Source organism: Streptomyces flaveolus (assembly GCF_000716535.1).
Lineage (GTDB): Bacteria > Actinomycetota > Actinomycetes > Streptomycetales > Streptomycetaceae > Streptomyces > Streptomyces flaveolus_A.
The window spans coordinates 214640-234168 of record NZ_JNWV01000003.1 but is presented as its reverse complement, the minus strand read 5'-3'; the positions used below and the strand labels follow the sequence as shown (position 1 = coordinate 234168).

General features: G+C 74.4%; 17 protein-coding genes. 9 read left to right on the top strand and 8 right to left on the bottom strand.

What is annotated here, in order from left to right:
* Positions 1-70 precede the first annotated feature (70 nt).
* The 5 genes from OO52_RS03540 to OO52_RS03520 form a co-directional block, all read right to left on the bottom strand.
* Positions 71-451, bottom strand: a complete 381-nt coding sequence (locus tag OO52_RS03540; RefSeq protein ID WP_030640836.1) for a hypothetical protein — start codon at positions 449-451, stop codon at positions 71-73.
* A gap of 341 nt (positions 452-792) precedes the next feature.
* Positions 793-1710, bottom strand: a complete 918-nt coding sequence (locus OO52_RS03535; protein ID WP_030640834.1) for a MurR/RpiR family transcriptional regulator — start codon at positions 1708-1710, stop codon at positions 793-795.
* A gap of 78 nt (positions 1711-1788) precedes the next feature.
* Positions 1789-3516 (bottom strand): ArnT family glycosyltransferase, encoded by a 1728-nt coding sequence (locus OO52_RS03530; protein WP_030640833.1) that lies wholly within the window; start codon positions 3514-3516, stop codon positions 1789-1791.
* Positions 3517-3608: 92 nt separating this feature from the next.
* The gene (locus OO52_RS03525) at positions 3609-3995 is read right to left on the bottom strand and encodes a hypothetical protein (protein ID WP_030640831.1); all 387 of its coding nucleotides are present in this window, start codon (positions 3993-3995) and stop codon (positions 3609-3611) included.
* Positions 3996-4343: 348 nt separating this feature from the next.
* Positions 4344-4994, bottom strand: coding sequence for a nucleoside/nucleotide kinase family protein (locus OO52_RS03520; RefSeq protein WP_030640828.1), 651 nt, complete (start codon positions 4992-4994; stop codon positions 4344-4346).
* Positions 4995-5078: 84 nt separating this feature from the next.
* On the opposite strand from OO52_RS03520, the gene OO52_RS03515 reads away from it, so the two are divergent.
* Both OO52_RS03515 and OO52_RS03510 read left to right on the top strand, forming a co-directional pair.
* Entirely contained in the window at positions 5079-5819 is a 741-nt protein-coding gene (locus OO52_RS03515; protein ID WP_030640826.1) for an HAD family hydrolase, read from the top strand.
* Positions 5816-8191 (top strand): glycoside hydrolase family 65 protein, encoded by a 2376-nt coding sequence (locus OO52_RS03510; protein WP_030640824.1) that lies wholly within the window; start codon positions 5816-5818, stop codon positions 8189-8191. Before OO52_RS03515 ends, OO52_RS03510 begins: the two co-directional genes overlap by 4 nt.
* 352 nt (positions 8192-8543) lie before the next feature.
* Here the strand turns inward: OO52_RS03510 and OO52_RS03505 are convergent, their stop codons facing one another.
* Entirely contained in the window at positions 8544-9437 is an 894-nt protein-coding gene (locus tag OO52_RS03505; RefSeq protein ID WP_030640822.1) for a M56 family metallopeptidase, read from the bottom strand.
* A 24-nt stretch (positions 9438-9461) separates the two neighbouring features.
* Positions 9462-9845 carry a BlaI/MecI/CopY family transcriptional regulator gene (locus OO52_RS03500; RefSeq protein WP_030640820.1) on the bottom strand — a complete coding sequence of 128 codons (384 nt, stop codon included), beginning with the start codon at positions 9843-9845 and terminating at the stop codon, positions 9462-9464.
* Positions 9846-10019: 174 nt separating this feature from the next.
* Here OO52_RS03500 and OO52_RS03495 point away from each other — a divergent pair, with 174 nt between their 5' ends.
* The 5 genes from OO52_RS03495 (at position 10020) to OO52_RS03475 (ending at position 15461) form a co-directional block, all read left to right on the top strand.
* On the top strand, positions 10020-11708 hold the full coding sequence (locus OO52_RS03495) for a hypothetical protein (protein WP_030640818.1): 1689 nt from the start codon (positions 10020-10022) through the stop codon (positions 11706-11708).
* Positions 11705-12652 (top strand): lysylphosphatidylglycerol synthase domain-containing protein, encoded by a 948-nt coding sequence (locus OO52_RS03490; RefSeq protein ID WP_030640816.1) that lies wholly within the window; start codon positions 11705-11707, stop codon positions 12650-12652. The genes OO52_RS03495 and OO52_RS03490 overlap by 4 nt, the downstream gene beginning before the upstream one ends.
* 73 nt (positions 12653-12725) lie before the next feature.
* Entirely contained in the window at positions 12726-13580 is an 855-nt protein-coding gene (gene prcB / locus OO52_RS03485) for a proteasome subunit beta (protein WP_030640814.1), read from the top strand.
* Between the two features lie 157 nt (positions 13581-13737).
* The gene (locus tag OO52_RS03480) at positions 13738-14889 is read left to right on the top strand and encodes a HoxN/HupN/NixA family nickel/cobalt transporter (RefSeq protein WP_030640813.1); all 1152 of its coding nucleotides are present in this window, start codon (positions 13738-13740) and stop codon (positions 14887-14889) included.
* A gap of 83 nt (positions 14890-14972) precedes the next feature.
* The gene (locus OO52_RS03475; RefSeq protein WP_030640812.1) at positions 14973-15461 is read left to right on the top strand and encodes a DUF5709 domain-containing protein; all 489 of its coding nucleotides are present in this window, start codon (positions 14973-14975) and stop codon (positions 15459-15461) included.
* Positions 15462-15588: 127 nt separating this feature from the next.
* Here OO52_RS03475 and OO52_RS03470 read toward each other — a convergent pair whose 3' ends face one another.
* The gene (locus OO52_RS03470) at positions 15589-15795 is read right to left on the bottom strand and encodes a hypothetical protein (RefSeq protein ID WP_030640810.1); all 207 of its coding nucleotides are present in this window, start codon (positions 15793-15795) and stop codon (positions 15589-15591) included.
* 204 nt (positions 15796-15999) lie between these two features.
* Here OO52_RS03470 and OO52_RS03465 point away from each other — a divergent pair, with 204 nt between their 5' ends.
* Together OO52_RS03465 and OO52_RS03460 are read left to right on the top strand one after the other, a co-directional pair.
* On the top strand, positions 16000-17838 hold the full coding sequence (locus OO52_RS03465) for a glycoside hydrolase family 15 protein (protein WP_030640808.1): 1839 nt from the start codon (positions 16000-16002) through the stop codon (positions 17836-17838).
* 154 nt (positions 17839-17992) lie between these two features.
* Positions 17993-19498 (top strand): FG-GAP repeat protein, encoded by a 1506-nt coding sequence (locus OO52_RS03460; RefSeq protein ID WP_030640806.1) that lies wholly within the window; start codon positions 17993-17995, stop codon positions 19496-19498.
* Positions 19499-19529: the final 31 nt, after the last annotated feature.

The following is a 19529-nucleotide window of genomic DNA, read 5'->3' as shown; positions in this document are numbered from 1 at the left end:
GGATCGACGGCTCGGGAAGCGGCGGGGCGGGGCAGGGCGGGAGAGGGCTGAGGGAGCGGCCCGGGCCAGGTCAGCGGGCCGTGCCGCGGGCGGCCAGGGCCTCGCTGACCACGCGGACGCTGCGCGCGATGTGCTGCAACTGCAACACCTCGGCCGCGTACAGCTTGATCGTGTGCTCGATCACCGATTCGGGCAGTCCGAGGACGGGCAGTTCGGCCCGCGCGGTCTGCAGGGCGGTCCGCGCGACCCGGATCTCCTGCTGCACCTGGATCTGCGCGTGCCGGGCCAGCAGGACCGGGTGCCGGATGAGCGCCGGGTAGCTGGAGTAGCGCGCGGGGATCAGCTCGCGCAGCCACTTGGCGGCCGAGCGTTCCCAGTCGTACGAGCCCGGCGTCTTGACCTGACAGGGCCAGTCTGGGCTGATGCGCGTGCTGGTCAGGGGCATGTTCATCGCTTCCGGTGTGCGGCGTCGGAGGGTGTCGACGGGTTCGGGGCGGCCCCGGTCTAGGGGATGACCGGGGCCGCCACGGGCGCGTCGCGCAGACGACGTGCCCCGGTACGCCCCGGGCGCCGACGTGGGTAGGGGACGGCGGCAGGGGGCGTCCGTGCGCGGGCCCCGGACGAGCGGGGGAGCCCGCCGAGCAGTATTTATATATGCCGACCGGTTTGCAAGACGTATGAAAACATTCATGCGCGATATGCGGTGAATCATCCCTGTCCATGGCGGGGAGGACCGCAAGATCTTCACGGATGCCCTCGGCGGGCGGCAGGATCGGCCGTACGGGCCTCGGCTCAGTCCTTGAGGAAGAACTGGTGCTGGTCGGAGAGCTGCTCGTACTTCTCCAGCCGGGCCTGGGTGCGCTCCGGATCGGCGTCCGTCATGGCCTGAAGCAGCGCCGCGGCCAGCACACCGGGCGCGGCATAGGAGTCGAACACCAGCCGGGAGCCGGTGCCGGTGGCGAAGGTGACGTCGGCCTCGTCGGCCAGCGGCCCGAGCGCCAGGTCGGTCACCAGGGCGACCTTCAGACCCGCGCCGCGCGCCACCCGGACGGCGTGCAGCGTCTCCTGGGAGTGCCGGGGCATGGCGAAGGCCAGCACCCAGGTGCCGCCGGCCTCGCGGGACTGCAACAGCGCGTCGTAGGCCACGCTGCCGCCTCGGGTCACCAGCCGCACGTCCGGGTGGATACGGCGGGCCGCGTAGCCGAAGTACTCGGCGAGCGACACCGAGATCCGCAGGCCCAGCACGGTCAGCGGGGTGGAGCGGGACAGCTCGCGGCCGACGTCGATGACCCGGTCGGGATCGGCGAAGTCCCGCCGCAGGTTCTCCAGGTTCTCGATCTCGGCGTCGACGGCCGCCTGCAACTCGTTGGCCCGGTCCTCCTCGCCGGGGCCGCCGGCGAGGCTGCTCAGCGCGATCGACTGGAGCTTCTCGCGCAGCGCCGGGTAGCCGCTGAAGCCGACGGCGGCGGCGAAGCGCGTGACGGAGGGCTGGCTGACCCCGACCCGGTCGGCGAGCTCGGTGATCGACAGGAACGCGGCCTCGGTGATGTGCTCGATCAGATACTGGGCGATGCGCCGCTGCCCCGGCGACAGACGCGGGCCGTCGAAGAGTTCCCTGAGCCGGGAGGTCGGGGCGGCCTCGGCCGCGGGCACCGTCCTGCCCGACGTGATCGCTGATGCCTGTGCGCGTGCCTGCTGCGGCGAGGGCACCGGTCGGCCTCCTTTGTCTGCCACGAGGACTCAACATAGCTCACCGACCGTCGTGACCAGGGGGTTGAGACGCCGGGCTCACCGCCGGTACAGGCCGATGGAATGGCCCACTTCGCCGACCGGCCGGCTGCTCGCCAGCAGCTCCGCGAGCCGGCCGCGCGCCTTGGCGGCGGCGGAGTCCGACACCACCAGCAGCCCGTGCACCCGCTCCCGCGGCACCGTGCGCGGATCCGTCGCGTGGATGCCGTAGTACGACGGGACGCCGCTGCCCTTGTACACCAGCCACACCCGCTCGCCCGGGTACCGCTCCCGGAGCCGGTCGGCGAGCCGGCCCAAATCCTGGCCCCAGTCCACGTTGGAGTCGTGCAGCAGCCGGTGGGTGTGCGCCGGGCCGCCGAACGCCTCGTTGGCATACGGCAGGTAGTAGGGGAACGTCCGCAGCGAACTCACCGCCACCCACAGCACCAGTGCGCCGGTGAGGAGCCCGCGCCACCGCCACCGGAGGGTGAGCACGCAGGCCGCCGCCACCGCGAGGGACACCGGTACGAACAGCGCATACCGGGTGCCGAAGTCCCGCGCCCCCGTCATCGCCGTCGCGAGCAGCACGAGGGGCGGCACCAGCAGGTACGGCGCCGCGGGACGCAGCCGCCGTACCGCCACGACCGCGACGGCACCGGCCGCGCCCAGCGCCAGCAGCCCGAGCGGGGTCTTCACCAGCAGGGCGGCCGGCAGGTAGTACCAGTGCGAGCCGGTGTACAGGTGCCCGAACAGATACCCCTGCCAGGGCTGCTCCTCCAGCCCGAACTGCACCCGCATCCCCGCCCGGTACGCCGGCGGCACCGGCAGCAGCTCCACCAGCCGCGCCCGCGGCCCGTGCACGCCCGGCACCGGCTCGGCGGGCGCGAACCGCAACCGCGGGTCGACGACGAGATACGCGGCCCACACGACGGCGACGGCCACGACCGCGACGACGACGGCGCCCACCAGCGCCGACGCCGCCGGCCGCCGCGCCCCGAGCCAGGGCAGGGGCCGGCGCCGCGAGGCCGGGGCGGACCGGCGCGCGGTCAGGGCGGACAGCGCCGCCAGCGCCATGAGCACCGGTACCGCGGGCAGGGCGCTCATCTTGGTCGCCGTGGCCGCGCCCAGCGCCGCCCCGGCGAGCGGCAGGTACAGGACGGGGCGCTGCCGGGCCCGCCATGTCAGCCAGGCCGCGGTCAGGACGCACCCGGCCGCCGGCAGGTCGAGCGTGGCCAGGGAACCGTGCGCGATCACGTCGGGCGAGAACGCGTACAGGGCGAGCGCGACCAGGCCGCCCGCCGTACCCGTCAGGTCCCGGGCGAAGGCGAACACCACCAGCCCGCACAGCAGCGTCACCGCGATCACCGGCAGCCGCGCCCACAGCATCAGCCGCCAGGGGTCGTTGCCCGACGCGTACAGCAGATGCCGGCCCACCTGCCCCTGGTCGCCGCGGTACGACGGGTCGTAGTGCGGGTCCGCCACCGCCACCCCGGCCGCGATCAGCAGCTTGCCGAGCGGCGGGTGCTCGGGGTTGTAACGCACCCGGTGCTCGCGCAGGTAGTCGGTGGCCGTGGCGACGTACACCGGCTCGTCGATGGTGGGGGTCTGCTGCACGGCCGTGGTGACCATCGCCGCGGCCATCTGCCCCAGGAGCAGGACGACGAGGAACGGCGGCAGCCACCGCCGGTGCCGGCGCAGGCCGGCCCACCGCTGTGAGGTGCCCTGCCGTGCCGGGACCGCGGCGGGAGCGGCGGGGGTGAGGACCGGGTTCTGTTCGCGCGCCATCATCCGTCCAGCGGCGGAACCGGCCGTGCGGGGGCGGACCGGCGCGGGGGCCTGATCATGGCCCTACCGTCGCACCGCCGCCGCCCCCGCGGCCGTCACCGCCGCACGAGTCGCACCGACAGACCTTCTGCCGTGTACACGGGTACGGCCCGCAGCCGGTCGGAGTTCACCTCGATCCGCTCGAACCGCCCGGCCGGCCGGGGCGCGGCGACGACCGGCAGCGTGCTGCCCGCGGCAGGCGGCCGTTCGGCGTCCAGCCGCAGCGCCAGCACGGCCGGGCCGCCGAGCACGGCCCGGTGTCCGACGGTCAGCGGCGCCTTGCCGCCGGCCCGCACGGTGACCTCCAGCGTTCCCGCGTCCTGGACCCAGGCGCCGCGCACCCGCAGCCCCTCCGGCACCCGCAGCGTGCCGCCGGTCACCCGCGCGTCCCCGTGCCCGAGCGCGTCCTCGGAGCCGGCCACCAGCGCACCCTCGGCCAGCACGGTCCCGCCCGTGTACCGGTGGCGGCCGGCGCGGCGAGCACCCCTGCCGACGCGGAAGGCGAGGTCGTGAGGAACCCGCGCCGGTTCAGTACTGGGGAGCGGTGCCCGGAAGATGACGGCATGCCTGTGCCTCTCGGAGATTTTCCGGGAACGTCTCCGCCGATGTGCGCAGTTGTGCGGTCCCGGGAGGAACGCGGGAGCTAGAAGGTGAACGGGCGCATATCCAGGACCGGTTCGTGTCCCGCCGGGGAGGCTTCGGTGGCGGGCGCGTGTGCGGAGGGTGAACGCGCGGGCCTGGGCGCACGGAATCGCACGCGACCGGGCCACCGCCCGGCCGGCGGCGGAACGTCAGCTCGCGGGGAGCGGCACGCCGGCCGGCACCACCAGGTCCGCCCACTGCCGCGTCGTCGCGACCAGGTCGGCGTTGTGCTGGTCCGAGCCCAGCACCCAGGCCACGGCCGCCTCGTGCTCCTTGCCGAACTCCTCGTGCCGGGCGACCAGCCGGCGGATCCGCTCGTCCTCGGCGACCTCGCAGAACCACACCTCGTCCAGGCACGGCCGTACCCGCGCCCACGAACCCTCCCGCAGCAGCAGGTAGTTTCCCTCGGTCACCACCAGCCGGGCCTCGGGCGGCACCGGGATGGCGCCCGCGAGCGGCTGCTCCAGCACCCGCTCGAACCCCGGCGCGTACACGACCTCGTCGGTCTCCTCGCGCAGCCGCCCGAGCAGCGCCGCGTACCCGGCCGCGTCGAAGGTGTCCGGCGCGCCCTTGCGGTCCCGGCGGCCCAGCCGGTCCAGCTCGGCGTCCGCCAGATGGAAACCGTCCATCGGCACGTGCGCCGCCCACCGCGGGCCGTCGCCGTTCAGCGCGTCCACCAGCCGTTCGGCGAGCGTCGTCTTGCCCGCACCGGGGCTGCCCGCGATGCCGAGCAGGGCGCGCCGGCCGTCCCGGGGCAGGGCACGGGCACGGGCGAGGAGATCGTCGAAGGTCAGCGGCACACAGAGAGTGTGACACCCCCCGCCCGCCGGGAGTGTGGCGTGCGCCACCCACTGGACGGCCACTTCGCGGGGAACAGTCCGGATATGACTCAGCTCGGTCTGCCCGACACCATCCAGGCCTGTCTCTTCGACCTCGACGGGGTCGTCACCAAGACCGCCGTCGTGCACGCGGCGGCCTGGAAGGAGACGTTCGACGCCTTCCTGCGTGACTACGAGGGGGAACAGGGACGGCCGTTCGACGCCGTCACCGACTACGACGAGTACGTCGACGGCCGCCCCCGCGCCGACGGCGTCCGCGCCTTCCTCGACTCACGCGGCATCCACCTCCCCGAAGGCGGCCCGGACGACCCGCCGGACGCCCGCACCGTGCACGGCCTGGGCAACCGCAAGAACGAACTGCTGCTGGAGAAGATCCGCACCGGCGGGGTCGAGGCCTACGAGGGCACCCTGCGGTACCTGGAGGCGGTCCGCGCCGCGGGGCTGCGCACCGCGATCGTCTCCTCCAGCGCCAACTGCCGGGACGTGCTGCGCGCGGTCGGCGCCGAGCACTTCTTCGACGTGCGGATCGACGGCGTGGTCGCGGCCGAGCGGAACCTGCCGGGCAAGCCGCACCCCGACACCTTCCTCGCCGCCGCCCGCGACCTCGGCGTCGAGGCGTCCCGCGCGGCCGTCTTCGAGGACGCGCTGGCCGGCATGGACGCCGGCCGCGCCGGCGGCTTCGGCCACGTCGTCGGCGTCGACCGGGTCGGTCAGACCGACGCGCTGTACGCGCACGGCGCCGACACCGTCGTCAAGGACCTGGCCGAACTGGGAGGCAAGCAGTGATCACCGACCGCTCCTACGGCGTCGAACCGTGGACCGTCCGGGAGACCGCCCTCGACCTCGACGTCCTCGCCCAGAGCGAGTCGGTGTTCGCCCTGTCCAACGGGCACGTCGGCTGGCGCGGCAACCTCGACGAGGGCGAACCGCACGGCCTGCCCGGCAGCTACCTCAACGGCGTGCACGAGGTGCACCCGCTGCCGTACGCGGAGGCCGGCTACGGCTACCCGGAGTCCGGGCAGACCGTCATCAACGTCACCAACGGAAAGATCATCCGGCTGCTGGTGGACGACGAGCCGTTCGACCTGCGCTACGGCCGGCTCGTCGCCCACGAACGCGTCCTGGACCTGCGCCGCGGGGTGCTGGAGCGGACCTGCGAGTGGACCTCCCCGGCCGGCTCCACGGTCCGGGTGCGCTCCACCCGCCTGGTCTCGCTGACCCAGCGGGCGGTGGCCGCCGTCGCCTACGAGGTGGAGGCCGTCGGCAGCCGCAGCCGGGTGGTGATCCAGTCCGAGCTGGTCGCCAACGAGAGCCTGCCCGACCCCGACGGCGACCCGCGCGCGGCGAAGGCGCTGAAGTCCCCGCTGGAGCAGGAGGACGGCTTCGCCTCCGGCAACCGGCTGCGGCTGGTGCACCGCACCCGGCGCAGCGGTCTCAGGGTCGCAGTCGCCGCCGACCACGTCGTCACCGGACCCGAACGCACCACCAGCCGCAGCGAGAGCGGCATCGACGTGGCCCGGCTGACCGTCACCTCCGTGCTGGAACCCGGACAGACCCTGCGGGTGGAGAAGCTGGTCGCCCACGGCTGGTCCGGCACCCGGTCGCTGCCCGCGATGGCCGACCAGGTCGACGCCGCGCTCGCCGCCGCCGGACACGACGGCTGGCAGGGCCTCCTCGACGACCAACGGGCCTGCCTGGACGACTTCTGGGCCCGCGCCGACGTCGAGGTGGAGGGCGACGAGGAGATCCAGCAGGCCGTCCGGTTCGCGCTGTTCCACGTCCTGCAGGCCGGTGCCCGCGCCGAGCAACGCGCGATCCCGGCGAAGGGCCTGACCGGCTCCGGCTACGACGGGCACGCCTTCTGGGACACCGAGATGTTCGTGCTGCCCGTGCTCACCCACACCGCCCCCCAAGCCGTCGCCGAGGCCCTGCGCTGGCGCTACAGCACCCTGGACGAGGCCCGCGAACGCGCGGCCCAACTCGGGCTCGCCGGCGCCGCGTTCCCCTGGCGGACCATCGCCGGGCCGGAGGGCTCCGCGTACTGGCCGGCCGGCACCGCCGCCTTCCACGTCAACGCCGGCATAGCCGACGCCGTCGTCCGGTACGTCGAGGCCACCGGCGACACGGCCTTCGAGCGGGAGACCGGTGTGGAACTGCTGGTGGAGACGGCCCGGCTGTGGCGGTCGCTCGGCCACCACGACACCCACGGCGTCTTCCACCTCGACGGCGTCACCGGCCCCGACGAGTACAGCGCGGTCGCCGACGACAACGCCTACACCAACCTGATGGCCCGCCAGAACCTGCGCGCCGCCGCCGACGCCGTCGAACGGCACCCGGACCAGGCGCGGCGGCTCGGGGTGGACGAGGAGGAGAGCGCGGCCTGGCGGGACGCCGCCGACGCCATGCACATCCCCTACAACGCCGAACTCGGCGTCCACGAACAGCACGCCGGCTTCACCCGCTACCAGCGCTGGGACTTCGAGGGCACCCGCCCCGACCAGTACCCGCTGCTGCTCCACTTCCCCTACTTCGACCTCTACCGCAAGCAGGTCGTCAAACAGGCCGACCTGGTGCTGGCCATGTACACCTGCGGCGACTACTTCGAGCGGGAACACGACGAGGAGCAGATCGCCCGGAACTTCGCCTACTACGAGCCGCTGACCGTCCGCGACTCCTCCCTGTCCGCCTGCTGCCAGGCGGTCATCGCCGCCCAGACCGGCCACCTGGACCTCGCCTACGCCTACACCGCCGAGGCCGCGCTGATGGACCTCCAGGACCTGGAGCACAACACGCGGGACGGACTGCACATCGCCTCTCTCGCCGGCACCTGGATGGCCCTGGTCGCGGGCTTCGGCGGCATGCGGCGCGACGGCGACCGGCTGCGGTTCGCACCCCGCCTGCCCGAGCGGCTGCGCCGCCTCGCCTTCCACGTCCAGTTCCGCGGGCGCCGGCTGCGCGTGGACATCGGCGCGGACAAGGTGACGTACGCGCTCCTGGACGGGCCACCGCTGACGCTCCGCCACCACGGCGAGCCGCTGACGGTGCGCACCGACGACCCGGCCGTCCGCGCGGTACCACCGGCACCGCAGCGCCCTACGCCGGAACAACCGGTGCACCGGGCGCCCGGTGGTGGACGAGGCGGCGCGTCCGGGGGGTGAGCGGCCGTCGGCCGGGGCTGGACACCGGGTGGTGGTCGAGTGCCGTCGGGGTGCTGGCCGACTGCCGAGGATGCCGCTCGCCGGACGGGGACGGGTGCCGGTGGTGACCCGGGCTCCGCGTAGGCCGGGGGTCGAGTGCCCCGGGGTGTCGCGGGGCGTGGTGGGCTTGGACGTCTGGTGGCTCGGGCTTCGCACGGGTCGGGGGTTGAGTGTCCCCGGGGCGTGGTGGGGCGTCGGGCTCTGGTGGCCCGGGCTTCGCAGGGGCCGGGGGTCGAGTGCCCGGGGTGTCGCGGGGCGTGCTGGGCGTCGGCCCGGGGCGTGGGGTGCCGCGCCATGCCGGGCTCGCGGTCCCTCAGTCGAGCGCCCCGGACAGCAGGTGCAGCAGGTCGCTGGTCGCGTCCGCGGCGAGCAGGGCCGGCAGGGTGCCGAGGGCGAGGACGGCCAGGGCCGCGGACCACAGGCGCGGGGGCGGACTCGTCTGGAGGGCCGCGATCCGGCGGGTGACGGCCCGGTCGGTGAACTGCAGGGCGCAGCCCAGGCGCGCCCGGCCCGCGCTGAGCGCGGCCCGGGCCAGCGCCCGCGCGGTCACCCGCCGGTCCCCGACCACGGCCGCCGCCCGTTCGTCGGCCCACCGCTCCACGAGGAAGGCGACCGCGGCACGCACCGGTTCCAGCAGCGGATCGGCCGCCGCCGCGAGCGTGACCGCCGACACCAACAGCCCGTGCCGGTGGGTGAGATGGGCCCGCTCGTGCGCGAGGAGCACCCGTCGTTCCGCGGGGTCCAGCGCGTTCAGCATCGCGGAGGTGACCAGGATCCGGCCCGGCCGTCCCGGGATCGCGAACGCCCGCGGCACCTCCGAGGCGGCGACGATCAGCTCGGTGTCCGCCGGCTGCCCCGCGCCGAGCCGCCGTAGCGCACGCCGCGTGCACCGCTGGGCGCGCACGGCCCGGTGGACGCGCACGGCGACGGCCGCCAGCGCCAGGCAGGCGGCGAGCCCGATCACCGTGGGCACCGGGTCGGTCAGCGGGTGCCCGTCCTCGCGGGCCTCGCGGATCACCGGTGGCGCGTCCCCGAGCAGCGCGGTGGCCAGCAGCAGGAGCGACCAGGCGGTGGCGGCCGCCGTCAGCACGGCGGCCGAGGCCAGCACACGCGCGGCGAGCGCCGGCGCGGCCCGCCGGGCGAGCACGGGAGCGACGGCCGACAGCAGCAGTGACAGCGCCAGCGGGGCGTACACGTCGAACGTCATGCGCCGAACCTCACGAGCCCGGCCTCACGCGCCGTCTCCGGCGAGCAGCTCGCGCAGCGTCCGCTCCTCCTCGGCGCTCAGCCCGGTCACGAACTGCTGGAGCGCGGCGATCGGGTCGGGCCCCCGGTCCAGGGCCTCGTGCATCGCCGCGGCGGTCAGCTCGGCCGCGTTCTTGGCCGGCCGGTACGCGCCGCGCCGCCCGTCGGCGTCCCGCAGCACCAGCCCTTTGTCGTACAGCCGTTTGAGGATCGTATGGACCGTGTTGTACGCGAGCCCGCCACCGATCTCGTGCTGGATCTCCGCCGGGGTCAGCGGTCGCTCGGTGGCCCAGAGGGCGGCGAGCACCTCGCTCTCCAGCGCCCCGGCGCTGCGCCGTTCCCCCTTGCCGCGGGACCCTGTGCCACCCATGCCCCAACCTTACAGCGCGTAGGGCCGTCGGCCGGATGGCCCTGCCTGCGGGCAGGCGCGGGACCTTCGGGTTAGTTTGTCCGTGTTTTCCCCTGCTCCCGTCTCCGGCCCTACGGGCCGTAGGGTGACAGTGGGACCCTACGGGCTGTAGGGGACGGGGACGGAGGGGTGGTCATGGCCGGCGGTGCGCACGTGACAGTCGACGCGGCGAGACGCGAGCACGCGCGCCGCGCGTCCGCCGGCTCCGGCCGCGCCGTCTGGCCGACGGCGGCCGTCGCCGTGGCCTTCAGCCTGGCCCAACTGGTCCTCGTACGGCCCGGTCTGGGGCTCGGCTGGGACGAGACGGTGTACGTCAGCCAGGTCAGCGGACACGCTCCCGCCTCCTTCTTCAGCGCACCCCGCGCCCGGGGCGTCTCCCTGCTGGTCGCGCCCGTGGCGACCTGGTCGTCGTCCACGGCGCTGCTGCGGATCTACCTGGCCCTCCTCTCCGGCCTCGCCCTGTTCCTGGCCCTGCGCGCCTGGCGGGGACTCCTCCCCGTCCGGGTGCTCGCCTTCGGCGGCGCCCTGTTCGCCTCCCTGTGGGTGACCCTGTTCTACGGCCCGCAGGCCATGCCCAACTACTGGGTCGCCGTCGCCGCCCTCGCCGCCGTCGCCTGCTTCCTGCGCGCCCCCACCGACCGGGGCGCCCTGTGGGGACTGGCGGGCAGCGCGGTGCTGATGGCGTGGATGCGGCCGGTGGACGCGGTCTGGGCGACCCTGCCACTGCTCGCGCTCGGCCTGGCGCGCCGCCGCTGGAGGGCACTGGCCGTCCTGCTCGCCGGGCTCGCCGCCGGCGCCGCCGAGTGGGTGGTCGAGGCGTATGCGAGCTACGGCGGTCTGGCGCGCCGGCTGTCCGACGGCTCGGCGATCCAGGGCGGCCTGGGCTGGCACTTCGCCGTCGTCGACCAACTGCGCAGCCTGGGCGGGCGCACGCTGTGCCGGCCGTGCACCGGCGCCCTGCCGCACCCGCTGGTCACGCTCTGGTGGTTCGCGCTGCCCGTGCTGGCCGCCCTCGCGCTGGTCGTCGCCGTCCGCGCCCGGCGCGCGGCGCCCACGCTGCTGCCCCTCGCCTGCGCGGCCACCGCCGCGTTCCCCTACCTGTTCCTGATCGGCTACGCGGCACCCCGCTTCCTGCTGCCCGCCTACGCCCTCCTCGCGATCCCGGTCGCCGACGCGCTGGTACACCTGACCACGGGCCCCCGCCGGGCCCACGCCCCGAACCACCACCCAGCCCGCCACCCCGGTCGGCGTATGGCCCCGCGGCCGGCCCAGCGCTCGGCGTCACGCCTGATTCCGCGCCCGATTCGGCGTCTGTCCCCGCGACCCGACTGGCGTACGGGTCCTCGCCCGCTCCCCGGCACGGCCCGCCGTTCGTCCCAGGACCCGGTCCGCCGCCCGGGCTCCCACCCCGCCCCGCCCCCGGCCCGGCGCCCACTGGTCCTCGCGGTGGTCGGCGTCGGTCTCGCCGTCCACCTCGCCGTGCAGCTCGCCGTCCTCCTGCATGTGGTCGGCGCGGCCACCACCGCGCATGACGCCTGGGCGCGCACCGCGGCCGAGATGCAACGCCGCGGGGTGCGGGCGCCCTGTCTGGTCACCGGGCACGAGGCCATTCCGGTCGCCTTCGCCGCCGGCTGCTCCTCCGCCGCGACCGCCGGGCCCAACGCCAACATCACCGAGGACGGCATCGTCCGGACCGCGCGGCGCACGCCGGTCGCCACGCTCGTGCCGACCGGGTCCGCACCGCCCCGGTACGCCCGCGACTGGCCGTCCGTACCCGTAGGCGCGGTGCGGCTCTACTACGCCGTGCCGGGCGCCGCCTCATGACCTCCCCGGCCGGGCTCACCGCCTCCCTCGGCCGCCGGCGCGCCCGCTGGCAGGCCGGCGTCTGTCTCGCCGTACTGCTCGGCGCGCTGTACCTGGCCCACCGGCACTGGCCCGCGGTCGAGAGCGGCGCCGGGCGGCTGGCCGTCGCCGACCAGGGGTGGCTGCTGGCCGGGGCCGCCGCGGCCATGGGCACCTGGGCGGCCTCCGCGCTCGCCCAGCAGGGCGCCGTCGTACCGCGGCTGCCCGGACCCCGTCTGGTCGCCGCCCAGTTCGCCGCCTCCGCCGCCAACCACCTGCTGCCCGCGGGGCTCGGCGCGGGCGCCGTGAACCTGCGGTTCCTGACGCGCTGCGGGCTCCCGGCCGGCCGCTCGGCCGGCGCGCTCGCCGTGAAGGCCACGGCGGGCGCCGCCGTCCGCCTGGCGCTGATCGCGCTGCTCGCCCCGGCCTGCCCGGGGCTGCTGCGCCTGCCGCAGGTCTCCCCGACGGCGGTCGCCGTCGTCCTGGGTGTCGTCGTCCTGGTGGCGGTCCCGCTCGCCACCCCCTGGTGGCCGCACTGCCGGCGAGCGCTCGGCACCGTGGTGGCCGACATCCGCGCGCTGCACGCCTGCCCGGCCCGCGCGGCGGCCCTGTGGGGCGGCTCCCTGGCCTTCGCGGGACTGCACGCGCTGGTCCTGATCGCCGTCACCCGGGCCGTGGGCCTGCCGCTCGCACCGCTCCAGGTGGCCCTGCTGTACCTCGCGGCGAGCAGCGCCGCCGCCCTGCTGCCCTCCCCGGGCGGCCTCGGCTCGCTGGACGCCGCGCTGGCCCTCGCCCTCACCTCCGCCGGCACCCCGGGAGCCGCCGCCGCGTCCGCCGTCCTCGGCTACCGGCTGCTGACCGTGTGGCTGCCGCTGCTGCCCGGTCTGCTGGTGCTCGCGATGCTGGTGCGCCGCAAGGCCCTGTGAGGGCGGGGGAGTTTCCCCCGCACCCGCTTCAGGTAGGAGTCGGGTACTGCCGTGTGACACAGGAGGGGGAGTCATGCCGGGGAACGACAGCGCGGGCCTGCCGAGCGAGGCCTTCTTCACGCCGGGGACGGCGTCCTTCACCGAGTTCCTGGCCGCGCACCGGCCGGCGCTGCTGCCCACCGCGCCCCCGTTCCCGCCCGGCGTCCAGGTGCCCCCGGACCGGTTCCCGCACGGCACCACCGTGCTCGCGCTCACCTACCGCGACGGCGTGCTGATAGCCGGGGACCGCCGGGCCACGATGGGCAACCTCATCGCCCAGCGCAACCTGGAGAAGGTGCACCCCGCCGACGACCACACGGCCGTCGCCTTCGCCGGCACCGTCGGTCTCGCCCTCGACATGGTGCGGCTCTACCAGGTCGAGCTGAACCACTTCGAGAAGATCGAGGGCGTTGCCATGACCCTCGCGGCCAAGGCGACCCGCCTCTCGGCCATGATCCGGCAGAACCTCGCCCAGGCCATGCAGGGCCTCGTCGTCGTCCCGCTGCTCGTCGGCTACGACCTCACCGCGCCCGGCGGCGGACGCGGCCGGATCTTCGGCTTCGACGCGGCCGGCGGGCTGTACGAGAAGCGGCACTTCCACGCCGAGGGCAGCGGTTCCCCGTACGCCCGGGGCGCCCTGAAGAAGCTGTACCGGCCGGACCTGTCCCGCCGGGAGGCGGCCCTCGCCGCGCTCCAGGCGCTGTACGACGCGGCCGACGACGACTCGGCCACCGGCGGCCCGGACCTGAACCGCCGGATCTTCCCCGTCGTCTCGGTCATCACCGAGGACGGCTTCGAGCGGCTGCCCGAGACGGAGACGGAGGACCTCAGCCGCGAGACCGTCCGGCAGCGCGCCGGCCGCCCGGACGGCCCGCACGCCTCACCCTGACGGACGGTGCCGGGGCTTCGAGGCCCCGGAGGCCGGCTTTCCCTCCCCATGGGAAAGGCCTGCCGCGGCCTTTACTGCACATGGCTTGCAGCTACGGAAAGATGGCACAAGGCTGTAGAGCGCAGCCGCACTCGCACCACGAAGGAACGCACCTCCCGTGACGGCCGCCCCTGATTCCGCTCCGCCCCTCCCCGCCCGGGCCGGGGACCCGCCCCCGGCCCGGCACCGCGTCCACGGCTCCATGACGCGGAAGGAGTGGATCAGGGTCGGCGGGATGGCCGGCTTCGTCCTCGTCCTGCACCTCGTCGGCTGGGGCACGCTCGTCGGCGTGGTGGCACCGCGGCACCTCAGCCTCGGCAGCGAGTCCTTCGGTGTCGGCATCGGTGTCACCGCCTACACCCTGGGCATGCGGCACGCCTTCGACGCCGACCACATCGCCGCCATCGACAACACCACCCGCAAGCTGATGGGGGAGGGGCGGCGGCCCCTGTCCGTGGGTTTCTGGTTCTCCCTCGGCCACTCCAGCGTGGTCTTCGGCCTCGCCCTGCTGCTCTCGCTCGGCATGAAGACACTGGCCGGACCGGTCCGCGACGACGACTCGCACCTGCACCGGGTCACCGGCCTGATCGGGACGACCGTCTCCGGGACCTTCCTGTACCTGATCGCCGGGATCAACCTCGTCATCCTCGCCGGTATCTGGAAGGTGTTCCGCCGGATGCGCTCCGGCCACTACGACGAGGCCGCCCTGGAGGCCCAGCTCGACAACCGCGGCTTCATGAACCGCCTCCTCGGCCGGGTCACCGGCTCGATCAGCAGGCCCTGGCAGATGTACCCGCTGGGCCTGCTCTTCGGGCTCGGCTTCGACACGGCGACGGAGATCGCCCTGCTGGTCCTCGCCGGCTCGGGCGCCGCCTCCGGCCTGCCCTGGTACGCCATCCTCTGTCTGCCCGTGCTCTTCGCGGCCGGCATGTCCCTGCTGGACACCATCGACGGCACGTTCATGAACTTCGCCTACGGCTGGGCCTTCTCCAAGCCGGTCCGCAAGGTCTACTACAACCTCACCGTCACCGGTCTGTCGGTCGCCGTCGCACTCCTCATCGGCACGGTGGAACTGCTCGGCCTGCTCGCCGGGGAGCTGCACCTGCGCGGCGCGTTCTGGGACCGGGTCTCCGGTCTCGACCTCAACATGGTCGGCTTCGTCATCGTCGGCCTGTTCCTCGCCACGTGGGCCGTCGCCCTGCTGGTGTGGAAGGCGGGCCGGATCGAGGAGAAGTGGACGGCCGGCCTGGCCGAACGGTCCGACGACTGATCTGTCCGGGCGCCGGCGGGGTTAATGATCCGGTCACGGGAAACGCGGACCAGGACCGCCCCGCGAACCCCAAGGAGGCGACCATGAGCGACCAGCAGTCCGAGCAGAGCCCCATGGCGGACGACGCCTACCAGCCCACGGGCAGCAACGAGGAACAGGAGGACGCCGGGCCCCTGGACCTGCAGGACGCGGTCGGCGAGCGCTCCTACGACGACATGCTCGACGAGGGCTACTCCCCGCCCGAGCGGCCCCTCGGCGTCACCAAGTACGGGACCACCGCCGCCGAGCAGCACGAGGGGGAGAGCCTGGACGAACGGCTCGGCCAGGAGGTCCCCGATGTGACCCCGCCGGCCGGCGACGAGATCGGCGACCTGCCCGGCGGGGAGGGAGAGCCGGTCGACCCCGAGGCCGGCGCGACCCGCGCGGGCCGGCTGGTCGCCCCGGACGAGGGTGCCCACGCCGACACCACCAAGGAGGAGATCGCCGAGGACGTCGGCATCGACGCCGGAGCGGCCGGGGCGGAGGAGGCGGCGATGCACGTCGTACCGGACGAGACCCGGCTGCCGGAGTGAGCGGGGATCAGCGACGGGCCGTAGTCGGGCGGTTGCCCTCCGTGTGGCACCGCGCACAGGCCACCGGCCGGACGCACGCGCGTCCGGCCGGTCTCCCCGTTCGTGTTCCTGTGCTCCCCGGACCGCCCTAGGGCAGCAGCTTCTCGATGGCCGCCGTGCCCTCCGACTCCAGCTTGCGACGCGCCCAGTCGAGGGTCTTCGGTGTGACGTCCCTGCCCGCCGCCATCACCAGGTCCTCAGGGGTGACGTCCTGTGCGGGCGCGGAGTGGAGCAGGGCGTCCGGGGTGCAGACGTCGTCCGACGAACGGGACTCTTCGGGTGTGGATGTCGACATGATGCCTCCTCCTCGGTCCGGATGACCGCATCCGTGCCGGTGCCCTTCGAACGGGGCACACTTTCACCATTGCCCTCCCTGGCGCCTCCTGCATCCGGAAGCGCCCAGGGAGCGGGTGAGGAGTTCCTGCCCACGCGACCGCGAGTCACTCGCCTAAAGTGGAAAAGACTCGCATCAGTCGCATATCGCCCCGGGAGGCCGCAGATGGCCGATTCGCCGTTCCACGGGGACGGACCCCGCAGCCCCCGCTACCTGCCCATCGCCGAGCACGGACTCATCGGCGACCTGCGCACGGTGGCCCTGGTCGGCAGCAACGGCACGATCGACTGGTACTGCTGCCCGGCCTTCGACTCCCCGAGCGTCTTCGCGGCGATCCTCGACGCCGAGCGCGGCGGCCGCTTCGAGCTGGCCGCCGCCGTGCCGGCCCGCACCAAGCAGTTCTACTTCCCCGACACCAACGTGCTGATCACCCGGTTCTTCACCGAGGACGGCGTCGGCGAGGTGCAGGACTTCATGCCGATCGTCGGCGAGGAGCCCGGGGACGTGGGCCGGCACCGGCTGATCCGGCGCGTGGTGTGCGTCCGCGGCACCGTCCCCTTCCGGCTGCTGGTCGCCCCCCGCTTCGACTACGGCGCCGCCCCGCACACCCTGCGCCCCGTGGACGGCATGGTCGTGTTCGAGTCGCCCGCCCAGTCGCTGTCGCTCACCTCGACCGTCGCCCTGGAGTGCGACGGGCGGGACGCGCGCGCCGACTTCAAGCTCGGCGAGGGCGAGTCCGCCGTGTTCGCCCTCGACCAGGTCGACGGCGAGGTGTCCCCGCGCGGCTGCGCCCACGCCGAGGCGGAGCACCAGTTCAACGCCACGGTCGCCTACTGGCGGCGCTGGCTGCACCAGTCCCGCTACCGGGGCCGCTGGCGCGAGATGGTGCACCGCTCCGCGCTCACCCTGAAGCTCCTCACCTACGCCCCCACCGGCGCCATCGTCGCCGCCCCCACCACCAGCCTGCCCGAGCAGCTCGGCGGCGAGCGCAACTGGGACTACCGGTACGTGTGGGTGCGCGACGCCGCCTTCGCCGTCTACGCGCTGCTGCGGCTCGGCTTCGCCGGCGAGGCCGAGGCGTTCATGCGGTTCCTGACCACGCACATCAGCCCCGGCTGCGGCGACGGCCCCGACCCGCTCCAGATCATGTACGGCATCGACGGCCGCACCGAGCTGCCCGAACGCGAACTGCCGCACCTGGAGGGCCACCTGGGCTCCGCCCCGGTCCGGGTCGGCAACGCCGCCGGCGGCCAGCTCCAGCTCGACATCTACGGCGACCTGATCGACTCCATCTACCTCTACGACAAGTGGGCCCAGCCCATCTCCAGCGGCCAGTGGGACGACGTGTGCAGCCTGGTCGACTGGGTGTGCGACCACTGGGACCAGCCCGACGAGGGCGTGTGGGAGACCCGTGGCGGGCGCAAGAACTTCACGTACTCGCGGCTGATGTGCTGGGTCGCCATCGAGCGGGCCATCCGCCTGGCCACCCACCGCGGCCTGCCCGCCGACCACCGCCGCTGGCGCCAGGCCCGTGACACCATCTACCGCCGGATCATGGAACGCGGCTGGTCCGAGCGCCGGGGCGCCTTCGTGCAGTACGAGGGCGGCGACGTCCTGGACGCGTCCCTGCTGATGATGCCGCTCGCCAAGTTCATCGCCCCCACCGACCCCAAGTGGCTGTCCACCCTGGACGCCCTGACCGAGGACCTCGTCTCCGACTCGCTCGTCTACCGCTACGACCCGCAGGCCAGCCCCGACGGACTCCGCGGTGACGAAGGAACCTTCTCCATCTGCTCGTTCTGGTACGTCGAGGCGCTCGTCCGGGCCGGCCGGCTCGACGAGGCCCGGCTGGCCTTCGAGAAGATGCTCACCTACGCCAACCACCTCGGCCTGTACGCCGAGGAGATCGGCCGCACCGGCGAGCAACAGGGCAACTTCCCGCAGGCGTTCACCCACCTGTCCCTCATCAGCGCCGCGTTCAACCTGGACCGCGCCCTCGGCTGACGCCGCCCGCGCGTCCCGGCACGGCGACGTCTGTCACCGCCGTGTCACAGCCCGTCCGCGCGCCACAACCACCCCCGCCCCCGTCGGGTCGAACCATGCGCCGGCACCGACCAGCCGGCTGACGGAACACCGATCACCCTCGGGGGTAAGGGACATGACCAGCATCACCCGACGCACCGCAGGCTCCGCCGCCGTCGCCGCGGCCTCCTTCCTGCTGCTGGCCTCGGCCGGCATCCTCGCCGCCCCGGCCGCGTTCGCGGGCGTACCCGGCGGCACCTCGGCGGCCGACCGCAACAGCGACTTCGACGGCGACGGCTACACCGACCTGCTCACCGGCGTCCCCGAGGGCACCGTCGACGGCAAGGAGGGCGCCGGCTACGTCACCGTGCAGTACGGCGCCCCGAACGGCATCGGCACCAACACCACCGTCCCCAGGGGCCGGGTCCAGGTCATCAGCCAGTCCACCGAGGGCGTGCCCGGCGGCTCCGAGGCCTGGGACGACTTCGGGCAGGCCGTCGCCACCGGCGACCTGGACGGCGACGGCTACGACGACGCGGTGATCGGCGCGCCCGGCGAGGACGAGGGCACCGTAGCCGACGCGGGCCGGGTCACCGTCCTGTACGGCTCGAAGGACGGCCTCGGCGCGGAGCAGAACGCCTCCGTCACCGCCGCGAAGCCCGCCGTCGGCGCCCGCTTCGGACTGTCGGTGGCCGCCGCCCGCTTCACCGGCGACATCGACTCCGACCAGCTCGTGGTGGTCGACCAGGAGGTCGGCCTCAACGTCTTCACCTGGCACGCCGGCATCCTGCGCCAGGTCGGTGCCCCGCACTCCACCGGCCACCGGCTCCAGCCCGGCTACGTCACCACCGGCGACTACGACCACAACGGCTTCGCCGACCTCGTCGTCTCCGGCTACAGCCCCGACGACGACTACACCAAGGGCTGGTCGGCGTACTACGCGGGCGGCCCCGACGGCCTCGCCTACCGGCGGGACCTGCACGGCGGCCTCGGCTCCGCCTCCGGCGACATCGACCGCGACGGCTACGACGACCTCGTGGTGGGCCAGCTCAGCGCCGCCGACGAGGCCACCGGCGACGCCGACGCACCCGGCGGCCTGGTCGCCGTCTACTACGGCGGCGACGACGGCCCGGCCGGCACCCAGGGCCCCGGCACCGCCCCGCAGTGGTGGTCGCAGAACTCCCCGGGCGTCCCCGGCACCGCCGAGGACGGCGACGCGTGGGGCGCCGACCTGTCCGTGGCCGACGTGAACGGCGACGGCCACGCGGACGTGGCCGTCGGCGCGCCCGGTGAGGACATCGGCACCGTCGCCGACGCCGGCGCCGTCTGGCTGCTGCGCGGCTCCCGCACCGGTCTCACCGGCAGCGGCGCCCAGTCCTTCGACCAGAACACCCGGGGTGTCCCCGGCACGGCCGAGGCCGACGACGCCTGGGGCGCCCAGGTGCGGCTCGCCGACACCGACGGCGACGGCTGCGCCGAGCTGGTGGCCGCCGCGCCCGCCGAGAACGCCGGCGACGGCGCGGTCTGGCTGCTGCCCGCGAGCGGCGGCGGGCTGCTCGCCGACGGCTCCTGGTCCTACGGCGCCGCGGCGCTCGGCGGCACCGCCCACGGCGCCCGCTTCGGCGCCGTGATCGACGAGTAGGGACGGTCCGATCGGCCGGTGTGCCCGCAGG

Coding starts and splice junctions, on each gene's coding strand:
- OO52_RS03460 (WP_030640806.1), top strand. CDS start 17,993: ATGACCAGCATCACCCGACGCACCGCAGGCTCCGCCGCCGTCGCCGCG.
- OO52_RS03530 (WP_030640833.1), bottom strand. CDS start 3,516: ATGATGGCGCGCGAACAGAACCCGGTCCTCACCCCCGCCGCTCCCGCC.
- OO52_RS03490 (WP_030640816.1), top strand. CDS start 11,705: ATGACCTCCCCGGCCGGGCTCACCGCCTCCCTCGGCCGCCGGCGCGCC.
- prcB (WP_030640814.1), top strand. CDS start 12,726: ATGCCGGGGAACGACAGCGCGGGCCTGCCGAGCGAGGCCTTCTTCACG.
- OO52_RS03505 (WP_030640822.1), bottom strand. CDS start 9,437: ATGACGTTCGACGTGTACGCCCCGCTGGCGCTGTCACTGCTGCTGTCG.
- OO52_RS03540 (WP_030640836.1), bottom strand. CDS start 451: ATGAACATGCCCCTGACCAGCACGCGCATCAGCCCAGACTGGCCCTGT.
- OO52_RS03470 (WP_030640810.1), bottom strand. CDS start 15,795: ATGTCGACATCCACACCCGAAGAGTCCCGTTCGTCGGACGACGTCTGC.
- OO52_RS03495 (WP_030640818.1), top strand. CDS start 10,020: ATGGCCGGCGGTGCGCACGTGACAGTCGACGCGGCGAGACGCGAGCAC.
- OO52_RS03475 (WP_030640812.1), top strand. CDS start 14,973: ATGAGCGACCAGCAGTCCGAGCAGAGCCCCATGGCGGACGACGCCTAC.
- OO52_RS03465 (WP_030640808.1), top strand. CDS start 16,000: ATGGCCGATTCGCCGTTCCACGGGGACGGACCCCGCAGCCCCCGCTAC.
- OO52_RS03515 (WP_030640826.1), top strand. CDS start 5,079: ATGACTCAGCTCGGTCTGCCCGACACCATCCAGGCCTGTCTCTTCGAC.
- OO52_RS03500 (WP_030640820.1), bottom strand. CDS start 9,845: ATGGGTGGCACAGGGTCCCGCGGCAAGGGGGAACGGCGCAGCGCCGGG.